The sequence below is a fragment of the Arthrobacter sp. 10T413_2 genome, from assembly GCF_056394205.1.
Genome location: NZ_JBFTHK010000060.1, coordinates 1 through 24,079 on the forward strand (window position 1 = coordinate 1; position 24,079 = coordinate 24,079).

18 protein-coding genes and 1 pseudogene are annotated in these 24,079 nt (G+C 60.8%); 15 read left to right on the plus strand and 4 right to left on the minus strand.

The features are described 5' to 3' along the window. Nucleotides 1-1,305: 2-oxo acid dehydrogenase subunit E2 (locus AC1DBQ_RS11530; protein ID WP_476928627.1), on the minus strand; the 1,305-nt coding region annotated here is incomplete at its 3' end. Between the two features lie 26 nt (nucleotides 1,306-1,331). Then, a complete protein-coding gene (locus AC1DBQ_RS11535; RefSeq protein ID WP_476928628.1) occupies nucleotides 1,332-3,548 on the minus strand; it encodes an alpha-ketoacid dehydrogenase subunit alpha/beta in 2,217 nt (738 codons plus the stop codon). Between the two features lie 149 nt (nucleotides 3,549-3,697). Here AC1DBQ_RS11535 and AC1DBQ_RS11540 point away from each other — a divergent pair, with 149 nt between their 5' ends. From AC1DBQ_RS11540 to AC1DBQ_RS11575, 8 genes and pseudogenes are all read left to right on the plus strand, one after another. Further along, on the plus strand, nucleotides 3,698-4,369 hold the full coding sequence (locus AC1DBQ_RS11540) for a GntR family transcriptional regulator (RefSeq protein ID WP_476928629.1): 672 nt from the start codon (nucleotides 3,698-3,700) through the stop codon (nucleotides 4,367-4,369). Nucleotides 4,370-4,379: 10 nt separating this feature from the next. Continuing rightward, nucleotides 4,380-4,946 carry a VOC family protein gene (locus tag AC1DBQ_RS11545; protein WP_476928630.1) on the plus strand — a complete coding sequence of 189 codons (567 nt, stop codon included), beginning with the start codon at nucleotides 4,380-4,382 and terminating at the stop codon, nucleotides 4,944-4,946. A gap of 576 nt (nucleotides 4,947-5,522) precedes the next feature. Continuing rightward, a complete protein-coding gene (locus tag AC1DBQ_RS11550; protein WP_476928631.1) occupies nucleotides 5,523-6,443 on the plus strand; it encodes an SDR family NAD(P)-dependent oxidoreductase in 921 nt (306 codons plus the stop codon). After that, nucleotides 6,440-8,062 carry an FAD-dependent monooxygenase gene (locus AC1DBQ_RS11555; protein ID WP_476928632.1) on the plus strand — a complete coding sequence of 541 codons (1,623 nt, stop codon included), beginning with the start codon at nucleotides 6,440-6,442 and terminating at the stop codon, nucleotides 8,060-8,062. Before AC1DBQ_RS11550 ends, AC1DBQ_RS11555 begins: the two co-directional genes overlap by 4 nt. A gap of 299 nt (nucleotides 8,063-8,361) precedes the next feature. Further along, nucleotides 8,362-8,886 carry a nuclear transport factor 2 family protein gene (locus AC1DBQ_RS11560; protein ID WP_476928633.1) on the plus strand — a complete coding sequence of 175 codons (525 nt, stop codon included), beginning with the start codon at nucleotides 8,362-8,364 and terminating at the stop codon, nucleotides 8,884-8,886. Between the two features lie 77 nt (nucleotides 8,887-8,963). Continuing rightward, entirely contained in the window at nucleotides 8,964-9,182 is a 219-nt protein-coding gene (locus AC1DBQ_RS11565) for an SDR family NAD(P)-dependent oxidoreductase (protein ID WP_476928634.1), read from the plus strand. A 20-nt stretch (nucleotides 9,183-9,202) separates the two neighbouring features. After that, a pseudogene (locus AC1DBQ_RS11570) lies at nucleotides 9,203-9,724 on the plus strand (SDR family NAD(P)-dependent oxidoreductase); the annotation flags it as partial. A 411-nt stretch (nucleotides 9,725-10,135) separates the two neighbouring features. Then, nucleotides 10,136-10,951, plus strand: a complete 816-nt coding sequence (locus AC1DBQ_RS11575; protein ID WP_476928635.1) for an enoyl-CoA hydratase/isomerase family protein — start codon at nucleotides 10,136-10,138, stop codon at nucleotides 10,949-10,951. Nucleotides 10,952-11,585: 634 nt separating this feature from the next. Here the strand turns inward: AC1DBQ_RS11575 and AC1DBQ_RS11580 are convergent. Further along, nucleotides 11,586-12,461: an isocitrate lyase/PEP mutase family protein gene (locus AC1DBQ_RS11580; protein ID WP_476928636.1), complete on the minus strand. Its 876-nt coding sequence runs from the start codon at nucleotides 12,459-12,461 to the stop codon at nucleotides 11,586-11,588. Nucleotides 12,462-12,621: 160 nt separating this feature from the next. Here AC1DBQ_RS11580 and AC1DBQ_RS11585 point away from each other — a divergent pair, with 160 nt between their 5' ends. Both AC1DBQ_RS11585 and AC1DBQ_RS11590 read left to right on the plus strand, forming a co-directional pair. Next, entirely contained in the window at nucleotides 12,622-13,458 is an 837-nt protein-coding gene (locus tag AC1DBQ_RS11585) for a crotonase/enoyl-CoA hydratase family protein (protein WP_476928637.1), read from the plus strand. A 357-nt stretch (nucleotides 13,459-13,815) separates the two neighbouring features. Next, on the plus strand, nucleotides 13,816-15,078 hold the full coding sequence (locus tag AC1DBQ_RS11590) for a M24 family metallopeptidase (protein WP_476928638.1): 1,263 nt from the start codon (nucleotides 13,816-13,818) through the stop codon (nucleotides 15,076-15,078). Between the two features lie 648 nt (nucleotides 15,079-15,726). Here AC1DBQ_RS11590 and AC1DBQ_RS11595 read toward each other — a convergent pair. Further along, nucleotides 15,727-16,536 (minus strand): IclR family transcriptional regulator, encoded by an 810-nt coding sequence (locus AC1DBQ_RS11595; protein WP_476928639.1) that lies wholly within the window; start codon nucleotides 16,534-16,536, stop codon nucleotides 15,727-15,729. A gap of 20 nt (nucleotides 16,537-16,556) precedes the next feature. Here AC1DBQ_RS11595 and AC1DBQ_RS11600 point away from each other — a divergent pair, with 20 nt between their 5' ends. The 5 genes from AC1DBQ_RS11600 (at nucleotide 16,557) to AC1DBQ_RS11620 (ending at nucleotide 23,879) form a co-directional block, all read left to right on the plus strand. Next, nucleotides 16,557-17,372 (plus strand): VOC family protein, encoded by an 816-nt coding sequence (locus AC1DBQ_RS11600; protein ID WP_476928640.1) that lies wholly within the window; start codon nucleotides 16,557-16,559, stop codon nucleotides 17,370-17,372. Then, nucleotides 17,372-19,498 (plus strand): acetate--CoA ligase family protein, encoded by a 2,127-nt coding sequence (locus AC1DBQ_RS11605; protein ID WP_476928641.1) that lies wholly within the window; start codon nucleotides 17,372-17,374, stop codon nucleotides 19,496-19,498. The genes AC1DBQ_RS11600 and AC1DBQ_RS11605 overlap by 1 nt, the downstream gene beginning before the upstream one ends. Continuing rightward, on the plus strand, nucleotides 19,495-20,640 hold the full coding sequence (locus AC1DBQ_RS11610) for an FAS1-like dehydratase domain-containing protein (protein WP_476928642.1): 1,146 nt from the start codon (nucleotides 19,495-19,497) through the stop codon (nucleotides 20,638-20,640). Before AC1DBQ_RS11605 ends, AC1DBQ_RS11610 begins: the two co-directional genes overlap by 4 nt. 240 nt (nucleotides 20,641-20,880) lie before the next feature. Then, complete coding sequence (locus AC1DBQ_RS11615; RefSeq protein ID WP_476928643.1) at nucleotides 20,881-21,891, plus strand: alpha/beta hydrolase; 1,011 nt, start codon at nucleotides 20,881-20,883, stop codon at nucleotides 21,889-21,891. Nucleotides 21,892-22,166: 275 nt separating this feature from the next. After that, nucleotides 22,167-23,879, plus strand: a complete 1,713-nt coding sequence (locus AC1DBQ_RS11620; RefSeq protein WP_476928644.1) for a flavin-containing monooxygenase — start codon at nucleotides 22,167-22,169, stop codon at nucleotides 23,877-23,879. Nucleotides 23,880-24,079: the final 200 nt, after the last annotated feature.

Here is a 24,079-nt window from a genome sequence, read left to right on the forward strand (position 1 = left end):
GCATAGAGGGCTCTCAATGCGCCTCTTAAAGGCGGCCAACAGTTGGGCCGCCACAGCGCCGTCAATAACCCGGTGGTCTGCGGAGAGCGTGCAACTCATGACCGTGGCAACTGCCAGCTGGCCGTCACGCACCACCGGGCGTTGCTCGGCCGCCCCCACGGCCAGGATCCCGGCTTGGGGCGGGTTTAGAATTGCCGAGAACTCCCGTGTCCCGTACATCCCCAGGTTCGTCAGGCTGAAKGACCCGCCCTCGAGTTCCTGTTGCCGGATCCGGCMGGCGCCAGCGCGTTCTTTGTAGTCGCCCATCGTTCTACCCAGGGAGCTGAGGGAGAGGCTTTCCAGGCCGCGGACCACCGGTGTTAGCAGGCCGTCCGCCGTTGCGATGGCCACCGAGACATCGACGGAGGAGTAGCGGCGGATGGCGCCTCCTTGCCACGACGCGTTGGCGGCCGGCACGTCAACCAGGGCACCTCCCAGGGCTTTTAGGACAAGGTCATTGACAGTGGCTTTTTGTCCCATTGAGGCCAAACCCTCATTGACTTGCTTGCGCAGAGCCAGGAGGGCGTCCATTTCGACGTCGACGGAGACGTAGAAATGGGGAACAGTAGTTTTCGACTCCGTTAGCCTCCGTGCGATGGCTTTGCGCATGCCCGAGAGCGGTACGTCGTGGAAGTTGTCTACGCCCACACGCATGTCKGACGGATTTGTTGGGGATGACGCGGCAGGTTCCCCCGCTTCGTAAACTGGGACCGGAGCAGCTGTTTGGTGGCGGGATGCAGCTTCGACGTCGCCGCGAAGGATCCTACCGTTGGGTCCCGATCCGGCCAGAGCTGAAAGGTCGATGCCGAGATTCTTGGCGAGTTTGCGGGCCAAAGGCGATCCGAAAACGCGAGAATCCCCTCTGTGATCCAGCGTGGAGGCGTCGTGAGTCGCGTCGGGAGCTGTGGGACGCGTGTCGCGGCGCGTGGTCGGCGCTTCAGTGTCCTCGGCAACGGGGCGCTCTGCAAAGCTGTGCGAGGCCTCTCCGGCGGATGCAATTTTCCTGTCTATGGAGGCTTCATCCTCGCCGGGTTCAACGAGCACAGCAATGGGCTCACCGACCGCCACAGACGTACCAGGCACGATGAGGAGTCTTCCGACTCTGCCCGCAGTTTCAGCCTGTAGCTCCACTGTGGCCTTTTCGGTTTCAATTTCGGCGATGGGCTGTCCTGTGGTGATGGTGTCGCCTATTTTCACAAGCCAGTCCTGGAGAGCGGCTTCGGTGGCGTCTGCAACGACGGAGGGCATGGTGATGATGGTTGCCATGATGAATGTCCTTCGAGGGTTCCGGTTCAGCGATGGCCGAGGTTGCGAGCGACTTCGTCGAAGCCGGCCAGGACGTCGTCGAGATCGGCGTTGGCGGCGGCCTCAAGGACTTTCGAGATGCTCGGCGCCGCTTCCTTGCCCGTAACCCGCTGGACGGGCTGGTCGAGGTAATCGAAGAATCTGCGCTGGATCTCGTCCGAGAGCCACCCACCATATGAGGTGCCGCGGGCACCCTGCTCGACGATCAGGACGTTGTTCGTTTTTTTGATCGAGTCTCCAATGGTGTCCCAGTCCAAGGAAGCCCGGTCGAGCCACCGCAGGTCTATGATTTCGGGATCGAGATCGAGGCGCTGCCCGGCAGCCTGAAGCGAGACATCYACCATGTTCAGGTAKGTCAGTACAGTGACGCCTTCGCCTGCCCGGCGCACGGTAGCCTTGCCTACCGGCAACTGGTAGTCGAGATTCGCCGCTGGTATGTCGCCCTTGGTCCCGTAGAGGTCGACGTGCTCAAGAACTAGTACCGGGTCCTGGAGTTCCAAAGCTGTATTCATCAGCCCGATATAGTCGTGCGGTGTTGACGGCGCGACGATGCGCCAGCCCGGGTTGTTGGCAAAGACGCCTGCCGGATCCATGGAGTGCTGGGAGCCATAGCCGGCTCCCATTGCCACCTTGGACCGAAGAACCACAGGCATGGAGGATTGCCCGCCGAACATATGGCGGGCCTTTCCGATCTGGTTGAAAATCTGGTCGGCGGCTACCCACAGGAAGTCCGAGTACATGAACTCGACGACTGGCTTATAGMGCCCGGTCATGGACAGGCCGCCTGCCAGGCCGGCGAAGGCGTTCTCGCTGATTGGTGTGCCCAGGACCCGATCGGGATAAGCATCTTTCAGGCCGCGGGTAGCCCCGTTGGTGCCGCCTTTGAGCCGGTGCACGTCCTCGCCGAGGACCAGCACGCCGGGGTCCACGTCCATCCGGCGGCCGAGGACATCTGCAATGGCATCCACGAAGCGGCGCTCCACCGTGCCGTCTTCGGTTAGTTGGCCRGGTGCTGTKCCGGTCAAAGCCGGTTCGCTCCTGATGTCGGTGTCCACGGCAGCGGGATCCGGCCAAAGAATGGGGCGGATCCGGCGGGCACCTTTGGCGCTGTCCGGGTCCTTCTCCGTGATGTCGTCCACAATTCGGGTAATTTGCTCCGTGATGTGCGAGGTGAGATCGTTCAGTTGTTCGTCCGTGAGGAGGCTGCGCCGGGTCATCTCTGCGGCCAGTTTGGTCAAGGGGTCGCGGTCACGCCATTGCTTCTCCTCCTCCTTGGTTCGGTATCCAAAGGCGCTGCCGGGGAAGGGACCGTTCTGGTGGAAATAGCGGTAAGTTTCCGCCTCGATGAGGGTAGCTCCCTTGCCGGCGCGCATGTGATCCACCGCTGCCTTCTGGGCAAGGTAAACCGCGAGGGGATCCATGCCGTCCACGCGCCAGGACCTGATTCCGAAGCCGGGGCCACGAGCCGCCAGCCGAGGTTCACCGGTCACGTCGGCAACATGGGTCGAGACAGCGTAGAGATTATTTTCGATGTAGAAGCACAGCGGCAGGCGCCAGGCAGCAGCCAAATTGAGCGTTTCCAGCGTGGACCCTATATTTGAGGCGCCGTCGCCGAAATAGGTCACCGTGACCCCCATGCCGCCTCCCTGCCCGCCGTCGTCGTGGACTTCTGCGTCGTGGCGCTGGGCCCAGGCATTGCCAGCGGCGAGCGGCACTCCGCCACCCACGATCGCGTTTGTGCCCAAAGCTCCGGCTTCAAGCCACTGCAGGTGCATTGAGCCGCCCCGGCCGCCGCTGAAGCCGGCCTTGAGGCCCAAAATCTCGGACATCGTCCGTCGGATGAACTCCGTGACCTGGTCGTTCTTTATCCCGTCGATGATTGACATACCATTCGGGGACAGATAGGCAAGACCCTTTGCCAGGAATTGGTGATGGCCGCGGTGGGTGCCGTTCACGCCGTCGGCTCCACGCAGCGCCAGAATGGATCCCACCGCTGCTCCCTCCTGGCCAATGCTGGAGTGGGCGGGGCCGTGTACCAGGCCCTCTGCCGCCAGCTGCAGGACAACTTCCTCAAAAATCCGGATGGTGTGCATCTGCACCAGCATGGATTCGAGCAACTCGGGAGCTGCTGCGTCCCAGTCTTCGTGCGTTGTCCGCAGCTCTGTGCACTCTGTCGAGTAGGTCAAGGGCGTGGTGGTTGGCATCTTTGGCTCCCATGGGGCGTACGTACATCGCTTTTGCGTGAGTCCCACCATAAGTGACTCATTGGATCCAATGCAAGGTTTTGGCCCCGACTAAGTGCGCCAAACATTAGTGAATGGATCCATTCAGTTTAAGTCCGTATGCTTTTGGTATGGCAAAGGAAGCTGTGCTGTTAAAGAAGTCGGKCGCTGCAAGCCAGCGCATCGCAKACGAACTGAGTCAAAGGATCCTGGACGGAGACCTGGCTCCCGGCGCAAGAATCCGCCAGGAGCAGATCGCAGAAGAGTTCGGAGTGAGCAGACTTCCGATTCGTKAGGCGCTGCGCATACTCGAAGCACATGGGCTCGTCACACTTGTTGCGTCCTCTGGGGCCTGGGTCAGTTCCATGAACCTCGCTGAGTGCCAGGAGACGTATCTGATACGTGAGCGGATTGAATCTCTCGCGCTGGGACAGGCCATCAACAACATCAGCATTGAAACCATGGATCGGCTCAGCCAGTTGGCGGGGGATATGGAGAACTGCCAGGTGGTGGAGGACTTCGTCGAACTGGACCGCGAGTTCCACCTGCTGAGTTTTCAGGACGCGGCCATGCCAACGTTGCTGGAGATGGTCGAAAGGCTCTGGAACACCACCCAGCATTACCGGCGCGCGTACGTCCAGCTGATCGGTCCCGAAGGACTCGAAGACACGCATTTGGAGCATCGGCTCCTTTTGGCGGCCATCCGCCGGCGTGACATCCGCTCGGCCGAGGAATTGCTGGCGATGCATGTCCGCAAAACCCGTACTGCCCTGCTTGATCACCCTGAAATATTTGAGCGCTAGAGCTATTTGCTTGGAGAAGTACATKAACCAGGACGTCGAACAGCAGCATATTACCCTCAAGGAACGGCGCGGGCTGCCGGGCATCCGTGGGACGGACCACATCGGATTCACCGTGCCCAACATGAAACAAGCTCACGAATTCTTCGTCAACGTCATTGGATGCCAGCATGTCTACTCCCTGGGGCCCTACCCGCAGGACCCGGAGTTGATGCGGACCAAGCTCAACGTCCACCCGGAGGCCACGCTGGTAGAGATACGCTTCTACCGCTGCTTCAACGGAGCGAACTTCGAGCTCTTCAACTACTCCTCCCCGGACCAACGGCAGAAGCAGCCCCGCAACAGTGACATTGGCGGCCATCACATCGCCTTCTACGTGGAGGACCTCGATGTAGCGATCGACTACCTCAAGGGCGAGGGGATTCGGGTACTGGGGGATCCGACATTGAGTTCAGGAGCCAGCAAGGGCCAGCGCTGGGTCTACTTCCTCGCTCCGTGGGGGATGCAATTCGAACTAGTGTCATTTCCGCGGGGAAAGGCATACGAATCGCACACAGCTCTGCGACTGTGGAAACCCTGACAAGAGAAGGCCTGCGGGACGCGCCTTCGGGCGCTCGGATGGGCGCCAAGTCCTATGGATATAAGTGTTTGGTGGTGACTCGCCTATGGACGCCMGTGTTTTGGGTGTCTAGCAACATCCTTGCCGCGGCCTGAAGCAACAAGGAAGGGCCGAAGCCGGCCACCGTCTCGGACCCACCGTCGCTGGAACGCTTAAGGAGACAATCTGAAAACGTTCGCGATGGTTAACCGGATCAGCAAGGAGACCTTGACTATACGGCCGTGATGAAGAAGATGCGTGAGTCCATGGAAGTGTTATTTCGGGTGTCCCGGATTCCTCCCCGGGGCGGCTGGCGCACCATCGGTCTGAAGCTCCTCATCAACAGGCAAAAGTCGCCCCATTACATGCCGCCGTTCGGCCGCGTCAAGGACCGCAAGAAACTTCGCCGGTTGGAAGTCACATGCTGGCATAGGAGAGGCGGGTCCTCCCTTTACACKGCGCGGCCCAAGGGTAAGAATTATCACAGCACGAATGTTACTATCGCAATACGCGATAATAGATTCCGCGAAAACTCGTAAATGCAAAGGGGCAGATTCGATGACTACCACTAGAATCCTTGAAGGAAAGCACATCCTCATCACCRGCGGAGGCCGCGGACTGGGGGAGGCCTATGCGCGAGCCGCCGTGGCGGAGGGCGCGCGGGTGGTGATCTCCGACATCAACGCCGAAGCCGTCGAGGCCGTGGCGCAGTCAATTAACCAGKATGGCGGTGAAGCTCTCGCCGTCGTGGCKGACGTCACCGATTGGGACAGTTGCCAGCGGCTGGTCTCTGCCGCGGTAAACCGCTTCGGGAAGCTGGACGGCCTGGTTAATAACGCCGGCTACCTGGAGACTGTGACCGCCGGCGAGGAGACGGAAGCCCACATTCGCCGCCACATTGATATCAACGTCATCGGCACCTACTTCATGTCGGTTCATGGGCTCGCCGCGATGGAGGGCCGCGGATCCATCGTTAATGTAACGTCAGGTGCGATCGCTGGCTTGCGGATGATGAGCGCATACTCAGCGGCAAAGGGCGCCATCGCCTCCCTCACCTACGCCTGGGCGACTGAGTTCGGTGCCKAAGGCGGAGACATCCGCGTTAATGCAATGGCGCCGCACGCTGACACGCCGATGATGGCGGCGGGCACCGCCGCGTACACGAAATTCTTCGGCGGCAACGCGGTGGCACCGCCACCGTCGACCAACGCTCCGGTCGTCGTCTACCTCCTGTCAGACCTGAGCGCTGGCGTGAACGGCCAGGTCGTCCGCCTCGCGAACGGCMATGAGCTTATGCTGCTGTCCCATCCCGCCATCGTCGACTCCGCCCTCACGCGGGAGTCCTGGACGGCCCTTGATGTCAGCGCGGCATTCGACGATGTACTGCGCGCAAGGATGCAGCCCTACGGCCAATTGGCGTTCACGAACTCCCGCATTACCGAGCCTGAATTGACCGAGTTCGCAGKAGTCAGCCGATGAACAAGCAAACCGCCCCTGCCAAACGCAGCGTAGATGTCGTGATCGTTGGAGCCGGTCCAGTCGGGCTCGCGGCCGCACTCCTCCTAGGAAGGTTCGGAGTCGAGACGCTCGTTGTCGAGCGTCGAACCGGCCGGTCGCGCCACCCCAGGTCCCGTGCGGTCACGTGCCGCACGATGGAGGTGTTCCGCGGTCTCAGACTCGCCGAGGAAGTTCGGGCTGCCGCGCTTCCGGGCGGACCAAGGCGCTTGCTCGGACGGGACGCAGTTTCGCCGTGGCGTTCGGAAGTGATGAGCGGCAAGAGTGCGGATGCGCCCGCTGACACTCGCCTCGGTCCCGAGACTCTGGAGGTCGTCCTGTGCTCCCAGGACGTGCTCGAGCCAATCCTCCTCGACGCCGCGYAGGCCGAACGCACCGTTACCATCGAGCTCGGCAAGACCGTTTTGGGAGTTAACGACACCGGGACCGAAGTTATCGTCAGCATTGCCACCGACGATGKCCAGGAKGATGTCTCTGCGAAATACGTCATCGCCGMCGACGGGGCCGCCAGCCAKATACGCGACGCATTGGGAATAGGGACAACCGGCGAACAGGACCTGCAGACAGCGGTGAGCGTACTGTTCCGGTCGCCGGTCATTGAAAAGCGGACCGGCGACCCGTCGAGCTTCATCTACCTTGATAATCCGGACACGATCGGGTCGGTTGTTATCGCGCCGGTGGACACTTCCGACAGGGTGGCGATGCTGGGGCGACCGCTGGTCATGGACGAGATCCCCTTCGAGGACATCGACTGGACGACGCAGATACGCAACGCGATCGGCGATCCAGACGAGGCGATTGAATTGATCGACGCCCGGACCTGGACTGTGGGGGCCTGGGTCGCCGACCGMTACGGCTCTGGACGCATCCTGCTCGCCGGAGATGCTGTCCACGTTATGCCTCCCTACGGTKGGTTCAACCAGAACACTGGCATTCAAGACGTCCACAACCTCGCATGGAAGCTGGCGGCCGTTCTCAACGGCTGGGCGGATMCCGCCCTMCTGGATACCTATGAGGTCGAGCGGCGGCCAGTCGCCGTTTTCAACACGGAGGAATCGGTGCACAACTTCCGGTCAATCGTGGGGAATGACGATGATGGCCCCCGTTCCTTCCGGCCGGAGAACTTCGTGCATCCTGGCCTGGACATCGGATTCCGCTACGACCGGGGAGCGGTCGCCGGAGCCACACCAACGACTCCGGGCTGGCCGGTTGGAGCATTTGTCCCGACCGCCGCGGTGGGCGAGCGCGCCCCTCACGTCTGGCTCGACGCCGAGGGCACGACCTCCACGCTCGATCTCTTCGGGCACGAGCTCGTCATACTCGCGCGTTCAGGCTCGGCGCCCGCGAATGAGGCAGCCCTGCGCGCGGGCGTTCATGGCATCCCATACCGCTCGATCTCATTCGGGCCGACGGGAGACTTCGTCGTCGCAGAGTCGGCGTGGGCCGACGCATACCGGGTGACGGGGGACGAAGCGGTCCTCGTCCGGCCCGACGGCCACGTGCTGGCCCGCCTAACCAGCGGGGAAACGCACGTCGTGGATGGGGCCCTGCTCGCATACGCCGGCCGCGCCGCGGCCGTGTGATTCATGGAAATCCTGTCAGGCTTGATGTCTCTCAGGTAACTCGGCGACCGGGCGGCGGCTCTCGGATCAGTGAGTGCGCGTGATCCCTCCCATGATCGACGACGGCCAGGCGATGTGAACGAATATTCGGCACAGCAACCAACAGCAGGGCGGGATTTCGCGCCAGCACGGCGTCCGGTAGGCGAAATTGCAGGGATTGAAGACGATTCGAGAGAAGCGCGGGCTGTGGACACTGATGTGTCGTCTCGAGACAAGGAGGCACGACTTTGAACAGTTCATCATCGACAGGGGATGAGSCGGTGGATTGGTCTGCAGAGAGGGAGCAGCTTCGCATCCTGGTCGCGAAGCAGGAGTTGCACGAGAACATGGTCCGGTACTGCCGGGGCATGGACCGCAAAGAACTCGATCTGATGCAGTCCACGTATTGGCCGGAGTCAACTGAGGATCACGGCATGTACGTGGGTCTGTCCCATGACTTCTGCGAGTGGACGATGACAGTCCAGAAAGAGCTTTCTCATAAAGCCAGTCATTATGTGACGAACATGCTTATCGACCTGGACGGGAATCAGGCTAAGCGCGAAACGGCGTTTATCTACATGCGGGTCCCGACTGACGGCGGCCCCACTGACGTGCTCTGCGGACGCTATCGGGACCTGTGCGAACAGCGTGAGGGTGAGTGGAAGGTGCTCTCTAGAACGTGTGTCTGGGATTGGGCACAACGAGTCGCTCCAGAAGCGGACTATGCAGAGTTGTTCGGAATTCCCCTCTCCTCCAACTTCGGGAATCTCTATCCGCAGGATCCCACCTATGCGGCCGATTGGTAGTCGAAGGTCGAAGGCTCACTGCGTCTAAGCTCCTCAGCCGTATAGCAGAAGAAACTAAACAGAGAAGGAAGAGAAATATGTCGCGATTAGCAGGCAAGGTCGCCATCATCACGGGCGCAGCCAGCGGAATAGGGTTCTCCGCCCTCAAGCTCTTCACGGCCGAAGGGGCGCGGGTAGTGGCCACGGACATCTCCGAGGAGGCGCTGTGCCAGTCGGTTGATGAAGTCACCGCTAACGGCGGTCTCGCGGTCTCCCGCCCCACGATGTCTCTTCCGGTGATGACTGGAAGCGTGTAGTTGACGACGTCCTCGCCGAGTGGGGGACGATCGACATCCTGGTGAACCACGCTGGCATTGCGATGCCCCGGGGAGTTCTCGAAGCCGAGCTGGAGGACTGGAATAAGGTCATGGCCATCAACGTCACCGGACCTTGGCTTGGAATGAAGAGTGTAATCCCAATGATGCAGGCGGCCGGTCGCGGTTCCATCGTGAACATCTCGTCTATCGCCGGGATTGTCGGTGGCGCCTCGGATGGTGGGAGTGCAGCGTACGCTGCTTCAAAGGGAGCAGTCCGCTCCCTGACACAACACGCTGCCCAATGGTTCGCAAAGGACAACATCCGGGTCAACTCAGTACATCCGGGTCCCACCGACACAGGCATGACCCGTGGCTACGGGCTCACGAAGGAATCGCTGGCCAACCCTGAAACGGTTCCCCTGCCGCCCCACGCCGGAGATGCCTCCGACATTGCCTACGGCATGCTCTACCTTGCCTCGGACGAGGCGAAATTCATCACCGGTACCGAGCTCGTCATCGACGGCGGATTCATCTCTCAGTGACTGCACMGCCGGCAGATACAGCTCAGCGGCCCAGATCTGCATATGTCTGGACGCGACGGGGTGGTTTGCGCCGCGTTCGTGTTGGATGAGCAAGGACGATGCCGTCCCTGGCGGACTGCCCCTACATGACGCCCTGGCGCCCTTTGCACAGAAGCAAACTCGTCCATTGCCCTGCAATCGATCCCGGATCAGTGTCCGCATGTCCGGGCGGACCCGCCTCTGCGATGCCGCCACCACGGATAGAAGGCACCGCTGCAGCGGGTAAATACGCTGTTTGTGGAAGTGCGACTKCGCCAAAGTTCACTCTTGATAACTCACAACATATGCGTATAGGGTTCACATTACGAGAGCTTGTGAGTCAAAATTGTGCTCCACCGCTCATAACTCGATCACAGAAAAAGGAGATTCACGATGGCGTGGATTAAGTTCGAGGACTACAAAGACAAGTACGAACACATCAAGCTGGAGCGTGACGCGGACGGTATCTTGCTCGTTACGTTGCACACCGACGGTAGCGACGTCGTCTGGGGAGTAGGCGTGCACGACAACGTCTCCTCGGTGTGGGATGACATTTCGCGCGACCGAGACAATCGCGTGGTGATTGTGACCGGCGCGGGTGACACCTTCATCGACAAGGAGGCCCCTGTTGAGGACAAGAACTGGGTCACTCCGGAGATTTGGCTCGGTCTGCATCACGACGCCAAACGTCTCGTGCTCGGCCACCTCGACATCGACGTTCCTATGATCGCGGCAGTTAATGGTCCCGCGAGGTATCACAATGAACAGGCGCTGCTTTGCGATATCGTCATCGCTTCCGAGGACGCCGTATTCGCTGACCACGCGCACTTCTCCCAGGGAAACATTCCCGGCGACGGGATGCAGGTTATCTGGCCGCTAGTCATCGGTTTGAACCGCGGACGGTACTTCCACCTGACCGGTCAGGAGATTACTGCCCAGCAGGCGTACGAATGGGGTGCGGTGAATGAGGTGGTGCCCAAGGACCAGGTAGTCGACCGGGCATATGAGCTTGCGCGAATGCTTGCCGCGAAGCCTACGCTGACCCTGCGTTCGACGCGGATGTTGATGGTGAACGAGCTCAAGAAATCCATGAATGACGCGGTCAGTCATGGAATCATGACCGAAGGTCTTGTCGCCATGGGCGAAGGCTGGAATCCGACGCCGCTGACCGGACCGGAACTCACCGCAGGCGTCCGAACGACGGTCTGACATGAACGGAAGCGCCGACCATCCGCGAGGTGGTCGGCGCTTCCGCTCGTATGCGCTCAGTCACTTGGGACAGCGACACGAGTCGCAACATTATCGGTATTACTCTCCGGGCTCAGCAGCTGGACAGCCTCCACACGGCCTGGGCGTATCGGCAAGGATCCTCGGGGCATGTCACCACGTGCGAGCCGATGCTGACGCCAGGTCGTTGCCGCCTGCTACTCCGTAAGTGCCGCGATCGTCCGGCTGCCGTCGCCCGTGCGCGCCTCATGCTGCGGCGTCTCTCGCTGGATGTTTGGCTGACGTCACTGCTCACGCGCAGCAGATCTGCTTCGACGGAGTCGAGCTCCATGGCGCCTCGGCTATTTCTGCGTGGGGTTCAGGCGGGAACGAGAACAAGCGCGCTGGGACATGGTGACGAACGGCTGGTGCGCACCGAAGTTGTAAAAGCGGTGCCCCGCCGAGACCGTTGCGGTGTTCCGCTTCTCGTGGAAGACGGCCCAACGCCACAGTGGCAAATCGTGACGGCGCGGATGCTATCGCGCCCATTGTCCTCGGGTCACGCCGACGGCCGCTCCGGCGCTTCGCCGCTCAACTTGCCCGCAATGTGCGGGAACGTGCTGGCTTTGAAGGTCGATCATGAATAGCCGAAGCGGCGAGCCCGCCGGGCCCACTCTGGCGCATCAACCGCCTCCATGATCGGAGTGTAAGCGCCCCCGGTTGATTCGCCCTCCAGCAGTTCACCGCGCCTGAGACGGGATAAATTATCGCGAAAACCTGCAACTGCACCGTTCACGGTGTTGATGACCAGCAGCATTTTTACCCCTGCAGCTTCAAGTTCCTGACGCTCCTCCAGGGTCGGATTTTTCACTGTCACCATCACATACTGGCCCGGGACGCTAGCGGCGAGCTTGGGAAGGTCGAGAAGTGGGTAGCCGCACGGATAGAGMATGTCTGCGCCGGCTTCGGAGTAGGCAGCCATGCGTTCTKCGAGCTCCTCGAAGCCAAAGCGAGCGGCTTCCGAACGAGCGACGATCACGGTGTCCGGGGATGTTTTAGCTTCCGCGCAGGCCCGGATAATGTCGCACATCTCCTCGAGGCCGCGKAGCTTCAATTGCGGCTTCCAGCGCTCCGCATCATTCTTCCGAGTCCAGAAGTGCTTCGTCGTCGGCACCATGTCCTCGACGAGAAGGGAGGCGACATCGGCCTGCTCGGCCAGTTGAACACCYCGGTACGCCTGGAGTGGTGATCCTCCGGCATCGTCAAAGTCGAGGATGAGCGGAAGATCAGTCGCCGCGGTGATCCGTCGACCGGCCTCGATCAGTTCCCCCTGGGAGATGAAGCCGTTATCAGGAACTCCGTAGTGGAAATTCGAGTATGTTCCGCCCGCCACCAGGACGACGTCGAAACCGGCCTGCTCAACCAACTTCGMTGAGAGTGCGTCATATGCTGCCGGAGCCATGATCATGCCGGGCTCTGCAAGCAGTTCTCGAAGTCGTTKAGCCGGTCTCATGGGCGTTTCCCCTCAATTCATAGGTAGGGCTACGACCGGGGTTGACCGGGTAAAGACGCGCAGCCATAATAAGGATCGTATCACGATAGTGGCACTCTTAATATGAGAGTAACGCTGGAACGATGGTCCCTCACTAGTACGACGCAAGAAGGATGAACTTATGCAGCAATCCGGATCCGGAGTGGCAGCAGGCAGCCACACGGACGAGCCACGCGTTCAGGTGACTAGTTCCAGAGGCGTGCGTGTCATCACGATTACACGTTCACAAAAGCGCAACGCTATCGACCGACCAACTGCCCACGCGCTGGCAGCCGCCTTTGACTCGTTCGATGCGGATGAGTCTTCGAGTGTTGCGGTACTCACCGGATCTGGGGGGTGCTTCTCGGCAGGAGCCGATCTCGTATCGGTCGCCAGGGGAGATGTCCCCGTACTGGAAGGACGCGGATTTGCCGGGATCACCCGCAAACCCCCGTCGAAGCCGGTCATCGCCGCCGTCGAAGGTTATGCCTATGCGGGCGGGTTCGAACTTGCCCTCGCCTGCGACTTGATAGTGGCAAGCACGACCGCATCGTTCGCATTGCCCGAGGCAAGGCGCGGACTCGTCGCGGCTGGTGGGGGATTGCTCCGCTTGCCGGATCGCGTTCCCTATCACATCGCAATGGAACTGGCGCTGCTGGGGGAACCAATCTCGGCGGCACGGCTTGCTGATTTTGGTCTAGTCAATAGGCTGACGGACCCAGGCGATGCCCTCGAGGTCGCGCTTGAACTCGCGCGGAAAATTCAGCTGAGTGGACCAGTCGCAACGCGGACGGCAAAACGCATCATCTCTGAGTCCCGGTACGCAGCAACAGAGACCCGCTTCGCTGAACAGGAGAAGATCGTCGCCCCGTTGCGGACCGGGCCGGAAGCGCGTGAGGGTGCCCTCTCCTTCGTGGAGCGCCGCGACCCTGCGTGGGTGGTTGCCGCAGACGACGCAGCGGTGAAGGCGGAAGCCTGAAATAGAGAACTTTTGGCAGGACGAATCTCATCACCTGCAGCGGGGTATTGGCCGGCAAAAGCAGGTTCTTCGAGTCTGGGAACCGGGTGTAGTAATGCTCGGCTTGCGACGCCTTGCCCCTCCTACTTTGTTGACGGGATTTCTTAGCGAGCTGGCGCCCATTGCCCTCTCGGTCCGGCCTCATCCTCTCTTAGCGTTGTTCACGAGCGAAGGTCGGCAAAGAAGCCGTGGCAATGACATAACTAGGACATCCGGTGACCTTTTCGGGTGTCCACTCATGGCTCTAGCACTCGGCAGGCCCGACCGCATCGGAGCGGACGACGATGGCCATCTGCACATAAATAAAGTGAAAGGCAAATGATGCACCCCCCACATCACCAGAAATTGCACTTCGGACCTGCGCGTTCAGAACTCCACGTCGGCGTCGACGTAGACCGAATGCGGCGTGAGCGTGCGGACCGGATGCGTGCCCTCATGCGTGCGAAGGGTATACCGGCGCTGCTGCTCTCGGGGGCGGACAACGTCCGCTATCTGACGGGGTTTTGGTGGGGTGAGTTTTCGATCCAAGTGGGCTACGCATTGTTCTTCGCGGAAGACGAACCTGTCGTCTTCTCCCCAKCAGGGTCCCTGCAGCAGATGCCAGACCAGGCTCCGTGGATCTCGCAGTGGCGCCCAGCCATCTCGTGGCTCGGCGGCGTGGCGCCCAGTTCGGCTATCGCCGAACTTTCGGCCGCGTTCGCGGCTCAGATTCGCCATGAACTCGCGGCACGTTMACTTACCGGCGAACGACTGGCCGTCAGTGAGATCGACCAGGCTGGCCTGACTGCGCTGGCGGAGGCGGGAATCGAAACAATTCCCGGGCTCCCATTGCTGCTCGAGTGTTCAACGATCAAGACAGCTGATGAAGTAGCGTGCATCTCGATGGCGGCGAGCTTGAGCACCGTGGGATTCGAGGCCACCCGTGCGGCATTGCGCCCCGGGGTCAAGCAGGCCCAGATTGCTACTATGGCTCGTCGCGCCATCGAGGATGCCGGCGCCGAGGTCGGATCCTCGCGGCTGCTCTCCGGGCCCCTGTCGTTCCCGCGGGGGATCAGCGGGGGAGATCGTATCGTTGAGCACGGTGATCTCGCCTACCTGCTCACCTGTGGTACTTCCTACATGGGCTACACGGCCTGCCTTTACCGTCAGTACGTCGTCGGCCGCGCTCCGACTGCAACTGAACGATCGTCATACGCGAAACTGGTGGACCGCCTGGATCTTGCGATGTCGCTGATGAAACCGGGTGCCAGCACTGCTGACGTGGCTGCAGTACTTGCCCCCGCGGAGGACCTGGGCGTTGCGTCTGAGCTTGAATGTTTCAGCATCGAACTGGGGCACGGGATTGGCTTGGTGAACGCAGGTTCGCGAGCCATCCACTACAATCCACCGGTCATTACCCGTTCGTGGTCGTTTGCCCACCCTGAGGAGATTCAAGAAGGCATGGTAATCGCGATCGAGGGCATCGAAGGGCAGCACCGCGTCGGAGGTGTCCGGCTTGAGAACCTCGCGGTCATCACCGCAGACGGGGCGGAACTACTGGACCATTACCCGCGCGATGAAATGGTCCAAACCGCGGGATGACTAGCTAGCCTCCCTATCGAACCGAAGATTTCAGATCGATGGAAACTGCGGGAAGTACTGGGCATTGGGCTCAGCTGGCGAGCCGGATGGGCAGCGTGGCGAGCCATTGCGGGGCGTGGCCAGTGTCCCCCACGGGTGGGCTGTCGTGTTTTAGGGTCGTCGTCTGCCGCGCGGCGCCGATGCGGTGTGCTGGCCGTGAATCTACTGCCACCAGTTATCATCCATTGATCCCGGTTCCGAATGGTTGATGCGGATGGGGAGTCGGTCGCTGATTGATTGCCTGCCCGCGCACCTGACCTTGGCGCGGTTGCGGTCCCCGCCAGACCCTTCCGGATTCGCGCCGCGGCGTAGCCGGAGAGATTGCGATAGCCGCCTTCTACTGCCGCTGGGTTACAACGCATGAACGGATCGGTCTGCCCATGCCGTTTTTTGTGAGCCGCTGTTCCGGGCGGTTTCACCGCACGGCGAGACTGCGCTGGACGGAGACGAAGGTGATCAAAGGCTTGCGTGCCGCCACAGGGCCGGAACTACAGGCACTGAGCTACTTCCCGAATGGCACGGCGGGTCTGAATCACCTGGACGAGTGAACCGTTCGATCGGCGGGCGCTCGGAGGCGATGGGTTGACGCCGTGGAAGAAGGGAGCCAGCTCAATGGTCTCCTTCGGCGTCCATGCGGCGGGCTTCTATTAGGACATCGAGGCACTGCTGGAAGTGTTCAGGCGTCTCGAAGCGATGAAGGGGGACTGTGATCGAGAGTGCTGTACGAGGCCAGCGCGATCCTTCGAAKAGCGGAACGGCAATACCGCAAACACCCAAGGCATACTCCTGGCGATCCAGGGCGTAACCGCGCGATCTCGTCAACTCAAGATCCGCTAGCAGTTCGGGTAGTGCGGCGATTGTGTGTTCGGTTCGTCGTGCGAGTTTGCCCTTAATGGATCGGACCTGCTGGAGTCGCGATTCTGGACCGAATGCGAGGAGGGCTTTCCCTGAGGAGCGCGCATGAGTGTCGCCAGAGACACCGACACGAAGGTCGGCCACTCTTACAGCGTGGCTACCTTCCTCTACGGCTACGACTGTCACGCTGCCGTTTTGCCAGGCAGATAAGTAGGCGCTCTCCCCGGTGACTTCGACGACCATCCTCAGAAGACGTAACGCGAGTGGTGACGGGCGCCAGTCTTCTTCCACTCGCGAACTTAGATCGAGTATTTTTCCCGACCCGAGTTTGTATGCGCGCTCATCCCGTTCCAAGTAACCGAKGTGCACCAATGTGCTGAGCAGGTGTGAGGCCGTTGCGAGGTGCAGATTGACTTGGCGCGCTATAGATTGTGCACGCATCGGCTCTCTAGAGGACGCGACTACGTCGACGATAGCAAGTGCGCGAACAACCGATTGAACCAAATCCTTAGGAGCTTCATCCTCATCCGGGGATACATCCACATTCTCGTCTGTACTTGCCATTCGCAAATCATACGCGCATTGTGAAACATTTTGCCAGCCATGGCGTGGAACATGCCCACACAGGGGTAGCCACCCTTGTGCAACTCGCCTTGTCCGGTTGGGAATGGTTGCTTGCTTGGATGCGGGGGTACGCGGGCGACGCCGTGCGAGCCGACCTACTGATATTTCCGCGGCTTCGTTTCGATGATTTTCCGCCGCTGGTTGACACTGACGGCATCAGGCCTAATTATTACATTATGAATGTAACTACCTCATCAAKAGAGTTATCCGGTGATCGTCCCGATTCTGAAGAGGGTTCTGCCACTGGTGCCGCGGTATCGCTGGTGTCCGGTCTTTCCTTGGGGTCTACTCCCTTAGGAAGTGCCGGGCAGGTCGGCATTCTTGTGCCCGATCTCGAAAAGGGGATCGACCTTTATGGCCGCTTGCTCGGCATCGAGGAGTGGCAGTGTTACTGCTACGACCAGGAGTTCATGCCCTGGTCTCGCTTTGGGCAGGAAGAAGGCGCTTTCCGGATGAAAATCGCCATKGGTGGATCCAACCCCCAGATCGAGCTCATCCAACCACTGGCCGGCCCGAGTATTTATCATGACTTCATCGCGGAGGGCCGCATGGGCCTCCATCATCTGGGCGTGTTCGTAGACGACCTGGATGACGCGATTTCCCTGATGACCGGGGCAGGCTACCAGGTCACACAGACGGCACGGGGCTATGGTTTGGGCGGCGACGGCGGCTTTGCCTACTTCGACACGGACAGCGATCTGGGCGTAGTGATCGAGGCGATCGAGATTCCTGCCACCCGGCGGTCCGGGACCGTCCGACGGACGGGTGGAATGTGATGTTGGACAGTAAGGTCGACCGAAGCTCGGTGCGCATCGATAACCCACTGAATGCGGAGAGCGTGGTCGTCGTCGGCCCCTCCCGGGATCCGTGGAAGACCTCGGGCCGGACACTCGATTACCTAGCGCGCCTCKGCTTCCGGGGGCGCTATTACGCGGTCAGTAGCGTGCATGAGGAGGTGCTTGGTGTCCCCACGGTTCGATCGCTCGCTGACCTCCCCGAGGTGCCCKACATTGCCGTCCTTGTCGGGCCCGCGGACAGGGTCATCGAAGACCTTCGCGAGTGCGTGGCGCTAGGGGTCCCTTTCGCGGTCGCGTTTGCCAGTGGGTTCGGTGAAATCGGGCGTCATGACCGTGACGAGAGGATCCGTGCGGTATTGGCGAATGGTGCCACGCGACTTCTCGGCCCCAACTGTATCGGCTTCATGCATGTGGGTCGGTCGCTGACCGCAACTTTCTCCTCGGTTCTGCAAAGAGGCCCCATCCCTGCCGGCCACGTGGCGATGTTTAGTCAGAGCGGTGGCCTCGGAAATGCGCTCATGCAGTCCCTCGCGGCCCGTGGCGCGAGTGGGCTGAGTGCCTGGGCCAGTTCCGGGAACGAAATATCGACGGGTTTTACCGACTGGGCCAGGTGGCTGGGAGCTGATGCGGACACTCGCGTCCTCACCTGTATCGTCGAGAGCTTCGGCCMCAATGACGACCTCGAGGCAGCAGCTGCGGCAGCCGGGAAACGCGGCGTCCCAATACTCGTCCTGAAGCTGGGACGATCCGCGCGCGGGGCGATGAGCGCCCAGTCTCATACAGGTAAATTAGCGGGCAGCGGAAGGGTGGCGCTGAGCGTCSTCCGTCAGCGATTCGGAATGGTGTGCACGTCCCCTGAGCAACTCCTCGATCTGACCGAAACCTTCGATGTCTTCCATGGACAACTCTCCGGCACTGACCAAGAGCTTACTGTCGTGACCACCTCCGGAGCTCAGGTCGGACTTTGGAACGACCTGGCAGACGACCGCGGCGTGAGCTTTCGCGAGATCGAACCGGAAGCGCTCCGCTCGATCGGCGACGCGGTCGGCAGCGACCACCTCAGCAATCCCGTCGATGTCGGAGTCCAATCAACGACCGCCGACTACCTTCGCATCGTTGACAGAGTCCTTCGTACGACGTCGGACGGGTGGGTCATCGTGACGGCGACCCGGCTCGCGCACGACTTCGACGAACTGACCTCCGGCATCGCTGCAATCGGCATCCCGCAAGGAGTCCGCGTCATTGTCGTCCCGCTGTCTGAGGACGACCGTATCACTGCGCCCCAAGCCGGGATCCTGCGCGAGGCCGGAGTACTCTCGCTGCCCACTGCAGGTCGTGCCCTGGACGCGATCGCGGCCACCTCTTCGTGGGCGAGGGTCCAATGCCTTCGCGCCGATCGCGGCATCCTCGCGGGGGCGGCATTGAAGTCGACGGGCACAGGGAACCCCCGCCACCTAAGTTGGCGCGAGGCTTCCGAGTCGCTGGCAGAGGCTGGCGTACCGGTGCCTATCAGCCGCGCAGTCCGCGATATCGACGCGGTGGTCTGCGCCGCCGAGGAAATTGGCTTCCCGGTGGCGATCAAAATTGATGACGCCGAGATTCTMCACAAGGCAGACGCCGGCGGCGTCTTCATCGGCGTCGACAATGCCGAAGCCGCACGCGATGCCGCAACCAAGCTCATGTCCATTCAAGAGGCGACGGCGACGATCTCCGTCCAGGCGATGGCGTCCGGAAAGACCGAGGTCCTCGTGGGGCTCCGGCGTKATCCAGAATTTGGCCCCGTCCTCGTCGTCGGTGCCGGGGGCGGGATGACCGAAGCGATCGATGACATCCGTATTCTTCCGCTCCCGGTGTCCCGCCAGGAAGTGTGCGATGCCATCTCCGCCGTGCGTGTCATTCGTGCAGGCCTTCGAAGGGAAGCCAGCGCCAAGACCTTGGACGCGATTACGGACACGGTCATGGACATTCTCACMTGGGCAGAGCAGCGCGGGGACATCCACGAATTTGAGTTCAATCCGATCCTTGCCGATCCGGCAACAGCCACAGTCACCGTTGTCGACGCCGTCGTATCGATTTACACCAACCCTAAGGGAGCAGCAAAATGAGCACCACCACTGCAGTACCGTCCAAGCAGATCACCGACGAAGATGTTGCCTACATGAAGTCATTCGTTGGCACCTCGGCCGTTGTCGTGCAATGGAACGAGGAAGCCAGCACCGATACGATTCGCCACTACGCGTGGGGGATCGGCGACGAGAACCCCCTGTGGCTATCCGATTCATACGCGCAGAMGACGCGTTTCGGTGGCAGGATTGCGCCCCCCACATTCCTCTACTCCGTGTGCGACGCCGAAGTTGCGATGGGTATGTCCGAGGGCATTCAGGCTCTGCACCTCGGTGCCKACCTCGAGTTCCGCCGCCCGATCCGGCTCGGTGAAAGGGTCCGGGCCCGTGCATTCGTCGAAGAGGTCCGTGAGCGCGAGGGTCGCCGGTCGGGTCGGTTGGTGGAACAGGTCGGCCGCACCGACTACTTTGTCGGCGAAGAGCTTGTCGGGACCGTACGCAACACGATCGTCTGTGTCGCTCGAAGCTCCGAGGGTCAACGGATGCACGAACCGCGCGAGCCTCACGTCTACACGGACGAGGAGAAGGAGCAGATCCGTGCCGCCATCCTCGCGGAAGAGATCCGCGGCCAGCGTACGCGCTTCGCTGAGACAGTGTCCGTCGGTGACATCCTCCCACAGGTAGTCAAGGGACCGCTGGACCTCATCACCATGACTGCGTACTACGCGGGAGCGATCGGTACTGCCGGCTACCGCGGAGTCGAGACCCGTGTGCGTCAGCAGGAGCGCGTGCGCAACGGTGACCCGAGCGCGCCGACCAACTTGGGTGCCGAGCACTTCCTCTCCGAGCCATTTCCCAGCCTGGGGCATCAGGACGCTGCGATGGCCCACGCTATCGGCATGCCGGGTGCTTATGACAACGGGAACCAGCGAGTGTCGTGGATGGCGCACTGCGTGACCAACTGGATGGGAGACGACGCTGATCTCGTCTCGCTCTCGGTTCGTATTAAGCAGCCCGGTGTCTTCGGCGACGTCCAGTGGATCGGAGGCGAGGTTACCCGCGTCTTCCGCGATGAAACCCACGGAGCATGCGCTGAGGTCACGGTAAAGGCCATTAATCAGTTGGGTGTGGAGACCACGAGTGCTGTAGCGATTGTTTCGCTTGCGGAGACCCGGCTCAGCTGACCGATGGCAAAAGCTGGAAGCGCCGCCGCCCTGGCCATGGGTAGGCGCTTCCAGCTGTGTCGGCATCCAATTAGGTGCCGGGTGCGAGTTGTCATGGGGCGCCTGGCATGCATAGCCCTTCGCCGTCAAGCCCATCATGCAGCCGCGGMAGCTTGTTCGGACTTCCCGGTCCTCGCGACTACTCCTGGGAATCACCAAGCGTAGGGACCAAACAGACAGCCGTATCTGAAGGAGCTAACAATGACGTCTCAGGATTATTATCCATTCGTGGCGGAAGTGGGGTCACCGCCGCCGTTCGATCGCKAACTGGCCGCCGCACTCACGGCTATCAACCAAGTCTTCCCGCCGAATGCCTACCGAGCGGAAACCATTGCCGAAGTTCGGGCGCGCGAGGTGCCGGGTGCGGAGCAGCTCACTGATGAGGCTCTCTCCCGTGGCGGTGCTTTTCATGTTGAAGAGCGAACCGTTTCGGGGCCGGAGGGGGCCCCTGACATCCCACTGCTGATATGCAGGCCGACTGAAGTCKTCACTCCAACGGGGGCGATCTACTGGGTGCACGGCGGCGGCATGATGCTGGGCGACAACCGGACGGGAATCCTGACGATGCTTGACTATGCCCAAGAGTTACAGCTCGCGGTTGTCTCGGTCKGGTACYGGCTAGCGCCCGAGACACCGCACCCCGGTCCGGTAGAGGATTGCTATGCCKGACTGGTGTGGACCTCGGAACACGCTGAGGAGCTTAACGTTGACCCTGGCCGGATTATCATCGCTGGCGGCAGTGCGGGGGGAGGGCTGGCTGCGGGTGCTGCGCTCCTGGCACGTGATCGTGGTGGGCCAAAGCTATTCGGGCAGTTCCTGAGGTGTCCGATGCTTGATGATCGGAACGACAGTCCGTCTGCCCTCCAGATGGCCGGGGCGGGGGTCTGGGACCGGAGTTCGAACGAAACCGGCTGGACAGCCCTGCTTGGGGAAGCACGAGGCGGTGACGACGTGTCCTACTACGCTGCACCCGCCCGCGCGGCTGATCTTTCCGGTCTTCCGCCGACCTTCATCGACGTGGGCTCCGCGGAGACATTTCGCGATGAAGACGTGGCCTACGCGAATGCGATATGGCGGGCGGGTGGGATCGCGGAACTCCACGTGTGGCCCGGTGGCTTCCACGGTTTCGATCAGCTGGCTCCCGAAGCCGCTTTGTCAAAGTCAGCCCGTGCGGCACAGGCGGACTGGTTTCGGAGACTTTTACAAGAGTGACGGGCTTGTGGTGGTTGCCCTGTCCTCACTCGAGGTGAGGCAACGGAGCTTGGCATTAGCATTCCCTGGCTGGAGGCCGCAGTAACAGCTGAGGTGGGCCCTTAATTCTTTCCCACATCCGTTGCGGTCACTCGCACATTATGAGTATCGTGTTCTATTAGTGAAAGTTTTCGGGGTGCATCGTTTCTCAACGACAGGCTGCGCAAAGATGCGCGCTCTTGTCGGCAAATCGTGCMCCTGGTAATCAATGGAGATTTAGGTCAAGGAGCAAGATCGTGCAAGACAACCAAGCTGACAACCCCACTGACCAGACGGAGGAATACTCCATCGTCGTTATCGGCGCAGGAATGGGTGGTATCTACGCCCTTCACCGGTTCGCAGACCTGGGGCACGATGTTCATGGCTTCGAGGGCGCCGCGGGTGTCGGTGGCGTTTGGTATCACAACGGCTATCCGGGTGCGCGCGTGGACGTGGAGAGCACCAGCTATTCGTTCATGTTTGACGCGGAGCTATTCGCCGGATGGGACTGGAGCGAGCGATACGCCGCGCAACCTGAGATCCTTCGGTACCTCAACTACGTTGCTGACCGTCTTGATGTACGCAGAARCCTTTCGCTCAACACGTGGGTGACGTCCGCCGAGTGGCATGCGAACGAGAACAAGTACCTTATCAAGACCAGCACCGGCCGGACCGTGTGGGCCCGCTATCTTGTCATGGCRACGGGGAACCTTTCCAAGCCGCGGAAGCCCGACTTCGCGGGCCTGGATGACTTCGAAGGCGAGTGGTATCAGACCGGGCATTGGCCACAGACCCCGGTCGAGATTGCCGKTAAGCGCGTCGCCGTCATCGGAACGGGATCTTCGGGCGTCCAGGCCGCGACTGAGATCGCCAAGACGGCCGAACAGCTCTACGTTCTGCAACGGACGCCGAATTACTCGATACCTGCACATAACGGCCCGGCGGACAGGAGGAAGAAGGCTCGTCTCGACAAGAAAGTYCTACAGTTCCGCGATGAGACTTACGCGACCCCGGTCGGATACGCCATGCCGCCTTCGGTCGGAAAGGCGTCGGACTTTTCGCCGGAGCAGCAGCAGCAGATTCTCGAGACGAGATGGGCTTTCGGAGGCCAGTCTCTGCTTGGGACGTTCTCGGACCAGGGGACGGACATTGAGGTGAACAACATCGTCGCCGAATTTGTCCGTGACAAAATCCGAGACATGATCGATGACCCTGAGACCGCCGAGAAGCTGATGCCGACCGCCTACCCAATCGGGGTCYGTAGGCTATGTATCGACACCGGGTATTACCCGATATTCAATCAAAGCAATGTGTCGCTGGTCGATCTCAGAAGTGACCCGGTAGAACGCATCACCAAAACCGGCATCAAGACCCGGAACGGCGAGTACKAGGTCGACCTCATCGTGTTTGCGCTCGGCTTCGATGCCTTCACTGGCGCACTTGATCAGACCAACATACGCAACGAGTACGGGCAGCAGCCAAGCGACCGTTGGAAGTACAAKCCGCAGACCCACCTGGGCATCATGGCCAATGGGTTCCCGAATCTGTTCATGCTCACCGGCCCCCAGAGCCCCAGCGTGCTCGCGACCTTCTTCGCATTGAACAACTATCACGTCGATTTTGTCGGCGACATCATCGCCCACGCTGAAATCAAAGGTGCGGACCGCATCGAGCCCAGCATCGAAGGAGAGAAGGAGTGGGGCGACCACTGCAATGCTGTCGCTGAGCCGCTCCTGCGCCGGGCCGTCGACAACTACATGGTCCACGTAAACAGATACGACGGTTCACGCTATTTCATTCCTTATGCCGGCGGTTTTGAYAGGTATGTCAAACAGGTTAGTGAGATCGTTTCCGACGACTACCGCGGCTTTGTATTCACCAAAGGCATGACTGCCGAAACAAATTTCAYGGACGACGTCCTGGACCGGACTTCGCACCTGACAACGGCGTCACGTTCGGGGCAGGCGTGAGTCACGCGCCCACTATCATTCCGGCCGCATAAGGGCGAGATCCGGCCCAGGCAGTGACAAAAGCGCCTGGGAAAATGTCCGCTGATACCTAAGCCCTTCCTGGCCTAATGCAGAAAGCATGGAGAAATGTCACTAACAGATGCACAATTGACCGAGTTGTACGACAAGCAAGCCCTTCACGACAACCTGATGTTGTATGT

Bases quoted from the DNA above. Each gene is read 5' to 3' on its own strand.
- AC1DBQ_RS11565 (WP_476928634.1), top strand. From the start codon at position 8,964: ATGTCGCGATTAGCAGGCAAGGTCGCCATCATCACGGGCGCAGCCAGC.
- AC1DBQ_RS11575 (WP_476928635.1), top strand. From the start codon at position 10,136: ATGGCGTGGATTAAGTTCGAGGACTACAAAGACAAGTACGAACACATC.
- AC1DBQ_RS11585 (WP_476928637.1), top strand. From the start codon at position 12,622: ATGCAGCAATCCGGATCCGGAGTGGCAGCAGGCAGCCACACGGACGAG.